The organism is Chryseobacterium sp. UYP7 (assembly GCF_056279225.1).
The window spans coordinates 102304-116806 of the sequence record NZ_JBWBQW010000001.1 but is presented as its reverse complement, the minus strand read 5'-3'; the positions used below and the strand labels follow the sequence as shown (position 1 = coordinate 116806).

The window sequence follows — 14503 nt, the reverse complement described above, 5'->3', positions numbered from 1 at the left end:
ATTATTTAATTTTAAGTTGCTTGATTTTTTCAATCAAATCATCCATTTTATTTCGCATGGTCGGATAGGAAAGTTCCGCTTGTTTTGCCATTTCTTTAATGCTCCCGCTGGAGAGAAAAAATTCGAGGATAAAATCCTGCTCATCTCTGTTTAATTTTAGATAAAGTGGAAGGTCATAATTTCCGTTCACCGTCGTGTCACAATGATTGCATTTCATTTGGCTCACATTGAGTGAATTTTCGCAACTAGGGCAATGTGTAGGAAGCTTCATTCGTTTAATTGATTTCAAATTTAATAAAATTAAATATTTCTTTAACAAAGTTAAAAATTATATTGTAATTGCAAAATAATTGTGGAGAAATTTAGAAAATCGATAGCACAACTAAATTCGTTTTCACAATTTATATTTCAACCGAAAATATTTATCTTTGACGCTCTAAATATTAAATTTAAAATATAATGAAAACATACGCAGGAATTCCGGAAGAAAATGCGCAGTTAGAAACTTCCAAAGTAATGCTCGTTACCGTTCCTTACGACGGAACTTCCACCTGGGGAAAAGGTGCTGATAAAGGTCCGGCTCTTTTTTTAGATGCTTCCGAAAACATGGAATTGTACGATATCGAAACGAATACTGAACCTTATTTGGAAGGCATTTTTCTCGGTGGCGACATCATTGAAAAATCTTCGCCCGAAGCGATGACGGAAGCGGTTTATCAAAAAACAAAAGAACTTTTGAGCAACGACGGAAAATTATTCACTCTTTTTGGTGGTGAACATTCTGTTTCTATCGGTTCAATTCGTGCGGTTGGAGAGAAGTATGAAAACCTCACGATTTTGCAGTTAGATGCGCATACCGATTTACGTCCGGATTTTCACGGATCGACTTCCAATCATGCTTGTGCGGTTTTTGAAGCGAGTAAAAAACACAATTTGGTTCAGGTTGGAATTCGTTCTTGCGACATCGAAGAAATGGAGCATGTGAATAAAGAGCAATGTTTCTGGGCACACGAAATCGCTAAAAAAGAAGACTGGATCGATGATGTTTTAGAAAAAGTTTCCGGAAATGTTTATATCACGATTGATTTAGATGCCTTCGATCCTTCAATTGCGCCATCAACCGGAACGCCAGAACCAGGCGGTTTGCAATGGTATCCAACTTTAGAATTACTGAAAAAAGTTTTTGAAAAATGCAATGTGGTGGCTTTTGATATTGTAGAATTAATGGATTCTCCGATGCCGAAACCAACTGCTTTTCTTGCTGCGAAATTGTATTACAAAATGTTGGCTTATTATCATATTTCGAGAGATTAGTGCAAAAGATTAAAAGATGATAGAAACAAATTATTAGACCTAAAAAAGCCATTTAAAATTTTTTGAAAGGCTTTTTTAATTAAGTTTTCGATTATCTAAATTTTCTACCCTGATACGCAGAGATGAAAAGTCCGAGTACTGCACTTATGCTAATCAACTCTGGAATTTCGCGATGAAAAAATTCCCGGAATACTGCATTCGCTGCTGCCGCAACTACAAAAAGAATAATAGCAATAAGACCGTTCCTGTTAAACTTATAATCAAATAGAAAGATGGGAATGCTAAAAAGCGCAACGATCAGAGACAATTCACTTTTGGTCAGCAAGAAATAAATAATCAATATTCCCAATGCAACCTTAAAAAATGTAAAAAAATACGAAGAAATATTTTCATTGTGCTTGGATAAAAAATTGAAGGACTTGATGTTTTTTATATTAAATTTAAAAGAATTCATCAAAAAAAAGTCGATTTAAATTCACTTGGCTCTTTTTACTTTTTCCTTTGCTCTGCTGCAATTATATTAAAACATCAACCCCAAAAAACTACCCCTCAACAATTTCAATAAAAACGGTCCATTAATTTTTGAAAGAATTTTATATTATCTATGGTGAATAGGCTCGGCAAAACTTGTTTCTCTGGTAATCCTAGAATTTGAAAAGTAGTCTTTTATGCTGGTATTCAAATTATAAGCACCAAGCCCTTCCTGATATTGAGCACCGACTTTTATGATTACGGAATCATTAAGTATTTTAACATCGTAGATCCGCTCGAGCATTCCATCATCGTGAACTAGAGTTGCAAATTTTTGTTTCGAGCGATTTCCCTCATTTTTAGGTGAAGATATAGTGAAGTAACGATTGTTTTGGTCAGCGATAATTAAATAGCTGAAATCATCGCAACCGGTCAAGCCATCATCATCAGAAGCACCCATTTCAAAATTCGTGACCGGAAAAATTAAAAAATCTTCCTTTTGATCATTTTGAAATGCAAACTTTCGATCCGCATCTATTTTATAAATATTTTGACCAAAAACAATAATCCATTTTCCTTTAAATTTGATCTTTACAAAATTAGATTTTAAACAATAATCCTTACTATTTCCAATGTTATAAATTTGTTTGCTCTTTGCTAAAATTTTCACTTTTGAAATTTCATTTACTTCAATTTGACCTGTTTCCACTAAATTTTCATCGAAAACAGACAACGTTCCTTTTAATAAAATTCCTTCTTTCGAATAACTTTCAAATACAATTTTTGAACTCGAAATTTCTTTTTGAGGATTTTTTATTGAATCAGTTTTTATTTTTGAAATCTCCGCCTTTGTATCATCCTTTTTATTTTCACAACTGATGATGAAGAGGAATAATAAAAGACTAAAAAAATTAATAAAACTTCTTTTTACCATTTTCATCCTATTTCAAAACATCGACCTCCAAAGAACTGTCCCCGAAAATTTTAATAAGCGCTTTTGTGTAATCTTCCTTCGTTGCAAAGTTTGGATTATCCATGAATTTTTGAGGATTTACTGTGAACAAAGGAAACCAGGTGCTCGAAATTTGAATCTGGATTTTATGTCCTTTTTTGAACGTGTGCATTACATCCTGCAATTTGAAATTCACCGCGGTTTTTTGATTTGGAACCAAAGCTTCCGGTTTTTCTCTTGAATTTCTGAATCGTGCAGGCATAATTTCGCTTCGAACCATTTGATGATAGTTTCCATAAAGCACACCGTCTTTTTTCTCTTTTGGTACAAAATCTTCCGGGTAAATATCGATCAGTTTTACCGCGAAATCTGCATCAGTAGAAGTTGATGCGATATTTAATTTCGCCATGATTTCTCCACCGAAAGTCATATCTTCAGTTAAAGCGTCTGTTGTAAAAGTAACGACATCTGGTCTTCCTTCAGAAAATCGTTGGTCTTCGCTCATGTAATTTCTTGGGGTAAATCCATTGAATTCTTTCAAGTTCACTGAACTCAAAACCGGGTTCGAAGGATCGCTGTAATATTCAGAAAAATCATCGGCAGCCGTATTTTTTAAAGTCCCATCAGCCAGATAAAAACTCACTTTCTTCGCGTTTTTTGGTGGATATTGCGCGAACTCCTTCCAAACATCAGTTCCTGTATCAAACATCACCGCTTCCGGAATTCCTGCATCAGTTTTTGTATCTCCTTTTAAATAATGATTAAAGAATTTAGTTTCCAGGTTTTTCTGGTAGTAAGTCGCGATACTGTCGCCGAAATAAATATCGTTATGAAATGCTTTTCCGGTTTCTCTTCCCCAGGCTCCGTGAGAAAAAGGTCCCATCACAATCGTGTTTTTTGCTTTCGGACTGGTTTTTTCAATCGTTTTATAAATATTTAAAGGTCCTGAAAGATCTTCAGCATCGAACCAACCACCAACAGTCATTACGGCATGTTTTACATTTTTTAGATGAGGTAATAAACTTCTCTTTTGCCAGAATTCATCATAGTTCGTGTGCTCCATAATTTCCGTCATGAAGAAATTATTTTTATAATATTTTTCGTAACCGTCTTTCAAAGTTCCCATATCTCTGTAGAATTTCAAACCGTCTTCTGAAGTAGGTTTGATGAAAGTGTCCATATACCAACCTTCTTTTTCAGCCTTCGTTTTCTGAATTCCAAACACAGGAAAAGTCCGGAAATATCCCAGCATAAATTTACCATTGTGCAGAAAGTCATCATTCCAAAAATCAGAAATTGGCGCTTGTGGAGAAGAGGCGACCAAACTTGGATGATCCGATAAAATTCCTGCAGCCGTATAAAATCCCGGATATGAAGTTCCGTACTGACCGACTTTTTTATTGTTGTTGTCTACATTTTTAATGAGCCAATCGATCGTGTCATATGTATCGGTACTTTCGTCCACATCTTTATTAGATTTGTGTTCTACTTGCGGCGTCATATTCGTCCAGCTTCCTTCGCTCATAAATCTGCCCCGAACATCCTGATAAACGAAAATATATTCATCCTGCATCAAATATTTATTCGGTCCCAAAGATTTTGGAAATTCAGTTTCTCCATAAGGTGCTATGCTGTAACAAGTCCTTTGCATTAAAAAAGGCAGTTTTTTATTTTTCGAAATATCCTTTGGAGTATAAATAGAAGTGAAGAGTTTCACGCCATCGCGCATGGTGATATAAACTTCTTTTTTGTTGTAATTTTCTTTTACAAAAGTATTGTCTGGTTTGTTTTGACCGAACGTAAAGATCATTAAGAAAACAAAAGTAATTTGAAAGTATTTTTTCATAGAAATAATTTTGAACGAATTTATAAAATAAAAAACAGAAATTTGAACTTAAAATTAGATTCATGGAATTATTTGAGAACATTGCTGATCCAACACTTAACCTTCTGCCACAAGATGGAACTGTGAATTATTACGGTAAAATTTTGGAGGAGGACAAAGCAAATCAATTTTACGATCATCTTTTTAAAACCGTTGAATGGCGCAATGATGAAGCCATAATTTTCGGTAAAAAAATCATTACAAAAAGAAAAGTGGCATGGTACGGCGATCAAACTTTCGAATACACCTATTCCAAAACAACAAAAAAAGCGCTTCCCTGGACGAAAGAACTTTTGCATCTTAAAATATTAACGGAAGAAAAAACAGGCGAAAAATATAATTCCTGTCTGCTGAATTTATACCATGATGGGAATGAAGGAATGGCTTATCACAGCGACGGCGAAAAGGATCTTAAAAATAATGGTGCGATCGCCTCTTTAAGTTTTGGTGCCGAAAGAAAATTTTCCTTCAAACATAAAACGACAAAAGAAAAAATAGATATCTACTTAGCAAACGGAAGTCTATTAGTAATGAAAGACCAAACCCAGAAGTTCTGGCTGCATCGCCTTCCACCCACAAAAAAGATCTTTACGCCGAGGATCAATTTAACCTTCCGAACGATTGAAATATCTTAAACATCAACGGAATTTGAATACGCCCTAAATAGGAGGAAATCGCACCAACTTCTTAAATTTTAAGAAAAGTTTATCATTTGTAAAGATCTAAGCGGAGATATTATTATTAAATTTGAGATTATAATTTTTAACATTAAACAAATTCAACTATGAAAAAAACAATTGCAATGGCTGCATTGGCACTTGCTGTGTCATTCGGTTCTATCTCCTGTAAAAAGAAAGTTTCAGATGCAGAGCTTCAAACTCAGGCTACAACGGTTGTAACATCTAATCCTAACGCGACGGTAGAAGTAAAAGACGGAACTGCCCATTTAAGTGGAACTTTCGCTGATCAGGCTGCTAAAGATAATATGATCGCCAGTTTAAAAGCGATTCCGGGAATTAAAGATGTTATGGATATGGCAACAATTGCCGCTCCCGTTGTCGTAGAAACTGCTTCTGCAGTGGATCCTGTGGTGCAGCAAAAAGTTACGGATGCTGTTAAAGATTTCCCTTCTGTAAAGGTAGAGGTTGTGAATGGTGAATTAACATTAACCGGAAACGTATCTTCAGCACAGGCAAGACAGATCAAAATGTCTGTTGATGCCTTAAACGCAGGGAAAGTAAATTATAATTACATCGTTAAATAATTAAAAATGAGTACATTACAAGATAAATATGCAGGAGTAATTTCTGCAGCACAATCTGCCGGAGTTTCAAATCTTCAGGTAAATGAGCAGGATGGGATTCTTTATGTTTCCGGACATGCTAATTCTACAGCCGCGAAAGATGCTGTTTGGAACGCTTTAGGATCGATCGATTCTACGTATTCTGCTTCCGATATTAATGTAGATGTTCAGGTGGCGGGTCTGGCTTCCGGAGCTTCTTTAAAAGTTGTTACCGAAGATTCTAATCTTAACATCAGACAAACGCCTTCTACAGACGGTGCTATTGTTGGTAAAGCGGCGAAAGGCGAATCTGTTACTTTAGTAGAGCAGACTTCCGATGACTGGTGGAAAGTAAAAACTGCCGATGGTGAAGAAGGTTACGCCTATTCAAGATATTTGCAGGCTTAATTTTACGTCTTAAATAATACAGAACCTCTGATTTTTCAGGGGTTTTTTTATGGGCCATCCCGACAAAAAACTTTCGTTTTCTGTCGGGACCGCGCTTTCCGTTGCAATCTTTTTGCCTTACGTTCCCAACGCTAAAAAGGATTTTCACTACAATCGCTTGTCCGGGATTGCGTTTTAAAACTTAATTATTGCATCAAGAAAAATTTCAAGGAAAATAATAAACAGTAGAATTCGGATATTTAGCGTTAAATAGTTTTAGGTCTAGCAAGTACAATTCCCGGCTAAGTGTTTCCTAAAAAAACATATATTTGTAAATCTTACAAAAATCTACATATGAAAGGTCAAAATAAACTGTTTATCTTCATCATCATTGCCTTAATTTTAGGCGTAATTATGGGTGGCGTCGTGCATCTTCAATATCCCGACAATTCTCAGGAATTTGCAAATAACATTAAACTTTTAGGTACCATATTTATTCGTTTGGTGCAAATGATCATTGCTCCTTTAGTTTTTACCACGCTGGTTGTAGGAATTGCAAAGATGAGCGATATGAAAATGATTGGTAGAGTAGGATCGAAAGCAATGCTTTGGTTTATTACCGCTTCTTTAGTTTCCCTGTTTATCGGATTAATTTTCGTGAACTGGTTAGAACCGGGACATGTAACGCAACTTCCAATTCAGGACGCTTCTTCTGCGGACGAATTGCTTAAAACATCAAAAGGATTTTCTTTAGAAGATTTTGTAAAACATATTATTCCAAAAAGTTTATTCGAAGCTTTTGCTACGAATGAGGTTCTTCAAATTGTAGTTTTCTCCATCATGTTCGGTGTTGCCTTAGCAAATATGGGCGAGGAATATACCAAACCGATCATTAAAGCTTTCGATATTTGTGCCCACGCTATTTTAAAAATGGTAGGTTATATTATGTGGTTCGCGCCCTTCGGAGTTTTAGGAGCAATCGCTGCAGTGGTCGCTACCAACGGTTTCGAAATTTTCAAAGTCTATGCGATCTATCTGCGTGATTTCTTCTTTGCCCTAGGTGTGTTATGGCTCGTACTCTGTATCGTTGGATACATGATTTTAGGAAACCGTTTATTCGAATTACTAAGAAGAATAAAAGAACCTTTATTGATCGCGTTTTCCACAACAAGTTCCGAAGCGGTTTTCCCGAAGCTGGTTGAAGAGCTGGAAAGATTTGGCTGTAATAATAGAATTGTCTCTTTTATTTTACCACTCGGATATTCCTTTAACCTCGACGGAAGTATGATGTACATGACTTTTGCTTCTATATTCATTGCCCAGATCTACGGAATCGACATGACGATCGGACAACAAATTACAATGCTTTTAGTCCTTATGTTAACCTCAAAAGGAATCGCCGGAGTTCCAAGAGCCAGTTTGGTTATTATCGTAGCAACCTGTACTATGTTCGGCATTCCACCCGAAGGAATTGCTCTGATCCTTCCGATCGATCATTTCTGTGATATGGGTAGAAGTATGACGAATGTTTTAGGAAATGCTTTAGCTACTTCTTCTGTTTCTAAATGGGAAGGTCAGCTGGAAAATCATGGCGGAGATATGTAACTTCTCTTCAAAATCAAATATTAAGCATAAAAAATCCCGCAATATCGCGGGATTTGTACTTTAAAAAGTCTATAGTTATTTCAGAGACTTCATTGCATCTTCAGAAGCTGTTAAATGTGCTTCTAAAGTTGGAACTATTTTCATAGCAAATGCTTTCAAATCACCTGTTCCTTCTGCTGCTTCTTTTTTGAATTCAGCGATATCTTTTTTGTGATCGCTCACCATCATATCGGTATACGCTTTATCGAAATCCATTCCTTTCTTCATTTTTAAATCATCAACCATTTTTTGCTGATCAGCATCCAGTTGAGTTGGTAGCATATATTTTGAAGTTGAAGCCCAGCTTTTAAGTTCATCATTCGCTTTCATATGATCTTCTTTGATCATTTTTCCTAAAGCTTTCACTTTTGCACTTGTCCCGTTCATTTCGGCATATTCACCCAACATCACTTCCATCATTCCGCCTTTTGCTGCTGCGTCTGTAAACATTTTGTCTTGATCGGTCAACATTGCAGCAGTTCCAGACATTGCAGTTGAGTCTGCTGGCATCATACTGGAATCGGTTGGAGCAACCATGTTTAAACTATCCGTAGAATTATCTACAACAGTTGTTTCGTTCTTTTTACAAGCTACCAAAGCAGCAACCATAAGAATGGTAAGAATTGATTTTTTCATAATAATAAAATTTTTAAGGTTGATTATAATTCTCAAAATGTTTGAGACAGAGTTAGTTGAGCAATTTTTTTGCCAAAAGAGACATTCAATACATTATTTGTCCTCCCTTGAAAACAGAATGCTTTAAATTGATCTCCATTTTTGAGCTTTATTATTTCCAATTATAAAATAAATTGTCTGCGAATTTCAACTACAACGGACTTTATCAAAATAATATCTTCCGGAAAAAATAAGCATCTTCTTTTACTGTTTTTAATCCAGTAAAAGATAATTTTTTTAGAAATGAAAAGAATACATGAACTTTATCAATAGCTTTTATTGATTCTAAATAGCAAAAGTTTCTGTAAATTTGCAGTTCAATTTATTATAAAGAATTATGTTGACGAAAGAAAAAGTTCAGGCCTTTTTAAAGGAGATAGAAGTTGATGATTTAGTACACAATTTTCAGGTGATGGGAAATGATGTTTATATAGATATGACCGCTCATTCACCCGCAATGCACGAAAAGAAAAAACTCGAAGCTGCGATGAAACAGGCTTTTGCCTCGGAATTTGGCGAAGAAGTGGTTTTAAAATTAAAAATTGCTTCACCGGAACCTTCAGAAGTTCAGATGAGTCAGATCAAAGGAAAACAAATCAAAGGAATCCAAAATATCATCGCCATTGCTTCCGGAAAAGGGGGCGTTGGTAAATCAACAGTTGCGGCAAATCTGGCGGTAACGTTGGCGAATATGGGCTTCAAGGTTGGCATTTTAGATGCTGATATTTATGGACCTTCAATCCCAACAATGTTTGATACGGTTGGCGAAAAACCGGTTTCCGTAGAAGTTGATGGCAAGAGTTTAATGAAGCCTGTAGAAAATTACGGAGTCAAAATGTTGTCGATCGGATATTTCTCCGGTGCAAATCAAGCCGTAGTTTGGCGTGGTCCAATGGCTTCGAAAGCACTAAATCAAATGATCCGCGACGCAGCTTGGGGAGAACTTGATTTCCTTTTAGTCGATCTGCCTCCGGGAACTGGTGATATTCATTTGTCTATCATTCAGGAAGTTCCGGTTACAGGAGCTGTAATTGTAAGTACGCCTCAACATATCGCGCTTGCCGATGTAAGAAAAGGAATTGCAATGTTCCAGATGGAAAGCATCAACATTCCTGTACTAGGTTTAATTGAAAATATGTCGTACTTTACTCCAGAAGAATTACCAGATAATAAATATTATATTTTCGGTAATCAAGGCGCACAATTTTTAGCAGAAGATCTTGGAATCCCTGTTTTAGGTGAAATTCCAATTATTCAGAGCATCCGTGAAGCTGGCGATGTTGGCAGACCCGCTGTTTTGCAAAAAGGTTCTCTAATCGAAGAGATCTACATTAAAACTGCCCAGAATATGATTGAGAGTCTGGTAGAAAGAAACAAATTACTTCCACCTACAGAAGCAGTTAAGATCACGACAATGGCAGGTTGCTCCTCGAAAAAATAGCTAAAAAAGACAAGTTGAAAAAAAATTATATTTCCAAACGATCAAGAATAGCAGAATACAACAATGAAAACAGACATAATGCACGAAGAAACCGTAACAAAAGTGATGGCTGCGCTGGAAAGTATTCGTCCGTTTTTGAATAAAGACGGCGGTGATATCGAGTTGATCGATGTGATAGACAATATTGTATCCGTTAAACTTCAGGGAAACTGTAATGGTTGTCCTATGAGTTTTTCTACCATGAAACTTGGAGTTGAAAATACCATCAAGCAATTCGCACCAGAAATTATAGGTGTTGTTGAGGTGGAATAAGAACAAAAAATCACCATCAAATAATATTAGCAATTCATTTTTTTGAATTGCTTTTTTTTACCTCGATCCTTATAAAGGCTGCTCTAAATTAAAATAGTGCGGCAAATAAGAAAAGTTTTAAATTTAAATTGATATTTTAGCGGATTAAATTTTACAGAATATGATTGCCATTGTTGACGGCGGCTCCACGAAATGTGACTGGGTTATCCTCGAAAGTTCCGGGAAGATCCATTTGAAAACCACGACTTTGGGATTCAATCCAAATATCATTAATCCTGATTTTATCCTGCAGGAAATTGACAGAAATCCAGAACTTTTCTTTCTGAAAAACCATATAGAAAAAGTTTTCTTTTACGGTTCAGGTTGTGGCACGCCCGATAATGCGGAAAAGGTGAAAAAAGAGTTTGTGAAAACTTTTCCTCACGCCGAGATTAACATTAAAGAAGATATGACTGCTGCTGCGTACGCTGCTTACAACGGCAAGCCGGCAATTGTTTGTATTTTGGGTACAGGTTCTAATTCCTGTTTTTTTGATGGAGAAAAAATTAGGATCGATTTACCCTCACTGGGTTTTCTGATCGGCGACGAAGGCAGTGGAAGCGCTTTGGGAAAACACCTTTTACGAAGGTTTTTCATGAAGAAATTACCGCAGGATTTAGAAAAGGATTTTAAGGATACTTACAATCTCACCATCGAAGAAGCTATTCGAAGCATGTATCACAATCCCAGAGCCAATGCGTATTTGGGAGAATTCAATAAATTTATTGCAGAACGGAAAAAGCATCCGTATTTTCAGAATATGGTTTTCGATGAATTGAAGAATTTCCTTGATTATCAGGTGCTTCCTTATCCTGAAGCCGGCGAAGTTGAAATTAATTTCATCGGATACATCGCTTTTATCTACGAAGATATTTTAAGATCCGCCGCGGCAGAACTCAATTTGAAAATTGGAAAAGTGGTGCAGAAACCCATCGAAAGTCTTGTAGATTATCACAAAAAATATATTTTGGATTAAAATTTAATTCAAAATAATCATCAGCAAAGTATAAAAGCTCATCCAGCTTTACACTTGCAAACAAAAAGAAAAATATGTCAAGTAAAACGAACAGAGACGAAAAAAACTTTAATCAGGCAGCACTCGATTATCATAGTGTTGAGCCAAAAGGTAAGATAGAAGTCATTCCATCAAAACCCCATTCTTCACAAAGAGACCTGTCTTTAGCGTATTCGCCGGGTGTAGCGATTCCATGTCTGGAAATTGAAAGAGATCCCAAATTAGCGTACGAATACACAGGAAAAGGAAATTTAGTGGCAGTAATTTCTAACGGAACAGCTGTTTTAGGATTAGGAAATATTGGTGCAGAAGCTTCCAAACCAGTAATGGAAGGAAAAGGACTTTTGTTCAAGATTTTTGCAGATATCAATGTTTTCGATATCGAAATTAACGAAACGGATCCTGATAAATTCATTCAGATCGTAAAAGGGATCGCGCCGACTTTTGGTGGAATCAACCTGGAAGATATTAAAGCACCCGAAGCATTCTATATTGAAAAGAAACTAAAAGAAGAGCTCAATATTCCTTTAATGCACGATGATCAGCACGGAACTGCAATTATTTCTGCAGCAGCGTTGATCAATGCTTTAGAAATTGCCGGTAAAAAAATTGATGAGGTAAAAGTGGTCGTTAATGGCGCCGGAGCTGCAGCAATCGCCTGTACAAAATTATATTTAGAGCTTGGATTAAAAAAAGAAAACGTTTTGATGTGCGATTCCAAAGGCATCATCAATCATAAAAGAGAAAATCTGACGCCGGAAAAACTCGATTTCATTGCCAATACCGACATGGAGACTTTAGCAGAAGCTTTGAAAGGTGCTGATGTTTTTATCGGACTTTCCAAAGCCGACGTGATGACTGCAGAAATGCTTTTGACAATGGCGGAAAATCCTGTCGTTTTTGGCTTAGCAAATCCAAATCCGGAAATTGAATACGAACTCGCGATGGAAACCCGCCCAGATACGATTATGGCAACAGGAAGAAGCGATTATCCTAATCAGGTCAACAACGTTCTCGGCTTTCCTTATATTTTCCGTGGTGCGCTCGATGTTCAGGCGACCGGAATTAACGAAGAGATGAAACTCGCAGCCGTGAAAGCAATTGCTGATCTGGCGAAAGAGCCCGTTCCGGAAGCTGTGATTCTGGCTTACAATCTTAAAAATTTAAATTTTAGCAGAGAATATTTTATACCGAAACCTTTCGATAACCGTTTGATCACCAAAGTTTCTATTGCAGTTGCAAAAGCAGCGATGGAAAGTGGGATCGCCGGAAAACCGATCGAAAATTTCGAAGATTACGAAAATGCTTTACTCGACAGAATGGGTCGTGACGAAAAATTGATCCGCATGATGCAGAACAGAGCGCGTTCTAATCCAAAAAGAGTCACTCTTGGAAATGCAGAGGAATATAATGTCCTGAAAGCTGCTCAAATCCTTTATGAAGAAGGAATCGCGCAACCGATCTTGTTAGGAGAGAAGAAATATGTTCTGGAGCAAATGAAGAAATTCGGTATCGAGATCGATGTTCCAATTGTTGATCCTATGGATGATGATCAGGAAGAAAACCGCGTTTTATACAGAGAAACGCTTTGGAAATTACGCCAGCGAAAAGGCATGAACGAGTATAAAGCTAAACGGTACGTGCGTCAGAGAGATTATTTTGGTCCTTTGATGTTGCATCATGGAGATACTGATGCTCTGATCGTCGGTTTCTCAAAAAATTATTCTTCTACTCTAAAACCTATTTTAAAGATCATTGAAAAGGAGAAAGGTGTAGAAAAAATTTCTTCCATGATGATGATCATGACCGGAAAGAAACCTTTGTTCTTTGCAGACACTTCTATCAACCAAAATCCCACTTCGGAAGATTTGGTAGAGATCGCAAGAATGTCGGAAATGACGGTGAAATCTTTCGCCATAGAACCCAGAATTGCCATGCTTTCCTTCGAGAATTTCTCCGGGATCTCCGAAACTTCCAAAAAAGTAGCGAAGGCAGTTTATATTCTTCATGAAAAATTTCCGAATATGATCGTTGATGGGGAAATTCAGCCGGATTTCGCTTTAAATGCTGATCATCTTTCCGATTATCCTTTCTCTAAACTAGGAACAACGCCAGCAAATGTATTTGTTTTTCCAAATTTAGAAAGTGCTAATATTTCCTATAAGATCATTCGCGGTTTAAAAGTAGCGCAGGTTGTAGGTCCAATTTTAATGGGTCTTAAAAAACCCGTTCACGTTGTACAAATGCGTGCAAGCGTTGATGAGATCGTGAATTTAGCAACGATCGCTGTTTTAGATGCACAGAGAAGAGAAAAGGATTAGTTTAAAATTAAAACTTAAATATTATTCAGCGATTCTTTTCTGATTGTAATGATGTTGCTCAAATACGCGAATCATAATCATAAATAAACGCACTATTTATTACAAAAACAGTCTGAAAAGACTGTTTTTTTTGTTCATTCAAATTATTAACTTTGGCACTTTCAAAAAAACACTAAAAATGATTTATTCACTCAAAGGAATCGTTCAGGAACTTAATCCAACTTCTGTCATCGTCGATGTAAGCGGAGTGGGTTATTTTGTAGGCATTAGTTTGCAGACTTCAGAAAAGTTGTTGCTGGGAAAACCTACGTTTCTAAATATCCAGCAGATTATTCGGGAAGACGCCCATTTGCTTTTCGGTTTTAACACAATTTTAGAAAAAGAAATGTTTAATCTGTTAATAAGTGTTAATGGAGTAGGACCTGTTTCTGCCATCATTATGCTCTCATCTTTGAGCTTAGAGGAGATTGCTTCCGGCATCCTTTCCAACAACAGTTTAATGCTCCAAAAGGTGAAAGGAATTGGCACAAAAACCGCCGAAAGAGTTATTGTAGATCTGCGGGATAAAGTGCAGAAATTCAAAGATTCTGAAGAAAATATTTCTACATTTGCAAATAATAAAATCAAAGAAGAATCGTTATCTGCTTTAGAAGTTTTGGGCATCCCAAAAAAGATGAGCGAGAAGATTGCGGACCGTATTTTAAAGCAAAATCCGGAGTTTTCTGTCGAAGAGTTAGTGAAGCAAATCTTAAAAAACATTTAACA

15 protein-coding genes are annotated in these 14503 nt (G+C 36.5%); 10 read left to right on the top strand and 5 right to left on the bottom strand.

Features of this window, described 5'->3' with window-relative positions:
- Window position 1: 1 nt before the first annotated feature.
- Window positions 2-271 (bottom strand): DUF2089 family protein, encoded by a 270-nt coding sequence (locus tag ACZ9HT_RS00545; RefSeq protein WP_476038481.1) that lies wholly within the window; start codon window positions 269-271, stop codon window positions 2-4.
- 188 nt (window positions 272-459) lie between these two features.
- Here ACZ9HT_RS00545 and speB point away from each other — a divergent pair, with 188 nt between their 5' ends.
- Complete coding sequence (speB, locus tag ACZ9HT_RS00540) at window positions 460-1314, top strand: agmatinase (protein ID WP_476038480.1); 855 nt, start codon at window positions 460-462, stop codon at window positions 1312-1314.
- Between the two features lie 91 nt (window positions 1315-1405).
- On the opposite strand, the gene ACZ9HT_RS00535 is transcribed toward speB, so the two are convergent.
- The 3 genes from ACZ9HT_RS00535 to ACZ9HT_RS00525 all read right to left on the bottom strand — a co-directional run bounded on the left by ACZ9HT_RS00535 (window position 1406) and on the right by ACZ9HT_RS00525 (window position 4583).
- A complete protein-coding gene (locus ACZ9HT_RS00535; protein WP_476038479.1) occupies window positions 1406-1654 on the bottom strand; it encodes a hypothetical protein in 249 nt (82 codons plus the stop codon).
- Between the two features lie 258 nt (window positions 1655-1912).
- Window positions 1913-2719, bottom strand: a complete 807-nt coding sequence (locus ACZ9HT_RS00530) for a hypothetical protein (RefSeq protein WP_476038478.1) — start codon at window positions 2717-2719, stop codon at window positions 1913-1915.
- 7 nt (window positions 2720-2726) lie between these two features.
- Complete coding sequence (locus tag ACZ9HT_RS00525; protein ID WP_476038477.1) at window positions 2727-4583, bottom strand: CocE/NonD family hydrolase; 1857 nt, start codon at window positions 4581-4583, stop codon at window positions 2727-2729.
- Window positions 4584-4645: 62 nt separating this feature from the next.
- Between ACZ9HT_RS00525 and ACZ9HT_RS00520 the strand changes: the two genes are divergently transcribed.
- The 4 genes from ACZ9HT_RS00520 to ACZ9HT_RS00505 all read left to right on the top strand — a co-directional run bounded on the left by ACZ9HT_RS00520 (window position 4646) and on the right by ACZ9HT_RS00505 (window position 7896).
- A complete protein-coding gene (locus ACZ9HT_RS00520) occupies window positions 4646-5257 on the top strand; it encodes an alpha-ketoglutarate-dependent dioxygenase AlkB family protein (RefSeq protein ID WP_476038476.1) in 612 nt (203 codons plus the stop codon).
- Window positions 5258-5406: 149 nt separating this feature from the next.
- On the top strand, window positions 5407-5886 hold the full coding sequence (locus ACZ9HT_RS00515) for a BON domain-containing protein (RefSeq protein ID WP_476038475.1): 480 nt from the start codon (window positions 5407-5409) through the stop codon (window positions 5884-5886).
- A 6-nt stretch (window positions 5887-5892) separates the two neighbouring features.
- A complete protein-coding gene (locus ACZ9HT_RS00510) occupies window positions 5893-6312 on the top strand; it encodes an SH3 domain-containing protein (protein WP_476038474.1) in 420 nt (139 codons plus the stop codon).
- A gap of 333 nt (window positions 6313-6645) precedes the next feature.
- The gene (locus ACZ9HT_RS00505) at window positions 6646-7896 is read left to right on the top strand and encodes a dicarboxylate/amino acid:cation symporter (RefSeq protein WP_476038473.1); all 1251 of its coding nucleotides are present in this window, start codon (window positions 6646-6648) and stop codon (window positions 7894-7896) included.
- Window positions 7897-7971: 75 nt separating this feature from the next.
- On the opposite strand, the gene ACZ9HT_RS00500 is transcribed toward ACZ9HT_RS00505, so the two are convergent.
- Window positions 7972-8571, bottom strand: coding sequence for a DUF4142 domain-containing protein (locus tag ACZ9HT_RS00500; protein WP_476038472.1), 600 nt, complete (start codon window positions 8569-8571; stop codon window positions 7972-7974).
- Window positions 8572-8947: 376 nt separating this feature from the next.
- Here ACZ9HT_RS00500 and ACZ9HT_RS00495 point away from each other — a divergent pair, with 376 nt between their 5' ends.
- From ACZ9HT_RS00495 to ruvA, 5 genes are all read left to right on the top strand, one after another.
- Window positions 8948-10051, top strand: coding sequence for an Mrp/NBP35 family ATP-binding protein (locus ACZ9HT_RS00495; RefSeq protein ID WP_476038471.1), 1104 nt, complete (start codon window positions 8948-8950; stop codon window positions 10049-10051).
- 63 nt (window positions 10052-10114) lie between these two features.
- Window positions 10115-10363: a NifU family protein gene (locus ACZ9HT_RS00490; protein ID WP_476038470.1), complete on the top strand. Its 249-nt coding sequence runs from the start codon at window positions 10115-10117 to the stop codon at window positions 10361-10363.
- A gap of 160 nt (window positions 10364-10523) precedes the next feature.
- Entirely contained in the window at window positions 10524-11378 is an 855-nt protein-coding gene (locus tag ACZ9HT_RS00485; protein WP_476038469.1) for a BadF/BadG/BcrA/BcrD ATPase family protein, read from the top strand.
- A gap of 74 nt (window positions 11379-11452) precedes the next feature.
- Entirely contained in the window at window positions 11453-13738 is a 2286-nt protein-coding gene (locus ACZ9HT_RS00480; RefSeq protein WP_476038468.1) for an NADP-dependent malic enzyme, read from the top strand.
- A 178-nt stretch (window positions 13739-13916) separates the two neighbouring features.
- Window positions 13917-14501: a Holliday junction branch migration protein RuvA gene (gene ruvA / locus ACZ9HT_RS00475; RefSeq protein WP_476038467.1), complete on the top strand. Its 585-nt coding sequence runs from the start codon at window positions 13917-13919 to the stop codon at window positions 14499-14501.
- Window positions 14502-14503 lie beyond the last annotated feature (2 nt).

Bases quoted from the DNA above. Each gene is read 5' to 3' on its own strand.
- ACZ9HT_RS00545 (WP_476038481.1), bottom strand. From the start codon at position 271: ATGAAGCTTCCTACACATTGCCCTAGTTGCGAAAATTCACTCAATGTG.
- speB (WP_476038480.1), top strand. From the start codon at position 460: ATGAAAACATACGCAGGAATTCCGGAAGAAAATGCGCAGTTAGAAACT.
- ACZ9HT_RS00530 (WP_476038478.1), bottom strand. From the start codon at position 2,719: ATGGTAAAAAGAAGTTTTATTAATTTTTTTAGTCTTTTATTATTCCTC.
- ACZ9HT_RS00525 (WP_476038477.1), bottom strand. From the start codon at position 4,583: ATGAAAAAATACTTTCAAATTACTTTTGTTTTCTTAATGATCTTTACG.
- ACZ9HT_RS00520 (WP_476038476.1), top strand. From the start codon at position 4,646: ATGGAATTATTTGAGAACATTGCTGATCCAACACTTAACCTTCTGCCA.
- ACZ9HT_RS00515 (WP_476038475.1), top strand. From the start codon at position 5,407: ATGAAAAAAACAATTGCAATGGCTGCATTGGCACTTGCTGTGTCATTC.
- ACZ9HT_RS00510 (WP_476038474.1), top strand. From the start codon at position 5,893: ATGAGTACATTACAAGATAAATATGCAGGAGTAATTTCTGCAGCACAA.
- ACZ9HT_RS00505 (WP_476038473.1), top strand. From the start codon at position 6,646: ATGAAAGGTCAAAATAAACTGTTTATCTTCATCATCATTGCCTTAATT.
- ACZ9HT_RS00500 (WP_476038472.1), bottom strand. From the start codon at position 8,571: ATGAAAAAATCAATTCTTACCATTCTTATGGTTGCTGCTTTGGTAGCT.
- ACZ9HT_RS00495 (WP_476038471.1), top strand. From the start codon at position 8,948: ATGTTGACGAAAGAAAAAGTTCAGGCCTTTTTAAAGGAGATAGAAGTT.
- ACZ9HT_RS00490 (WP_476038470.1), top strand. From the start codon at position 10,115: ATGAAAACAGACATAATGCACGAAGAAACCGTAACAAAAGTGATGGCT.
- ACZ9HT_RS00485 (WP_476038469.1), top strand. From the start codon at position 10,524: ATGATTGCCATTGTTGACGGCGGCTCCACGAAATGTGACTGGGTTATC.
- ACZ9HT_RS00480 (WP_476038468.1), top strand. From the start codon at position 11,453: ATGTCAAGTAAAACGAACAGAGACGAAAAAAACTTTAATCAGGCAGCA.
- ruvA (WP_476038467.1), top strand. From the start codon at position 13,917: ATGATTTATTCACTCAAAGGAATCGTTCAGGAACTTAATCCAACTTCT.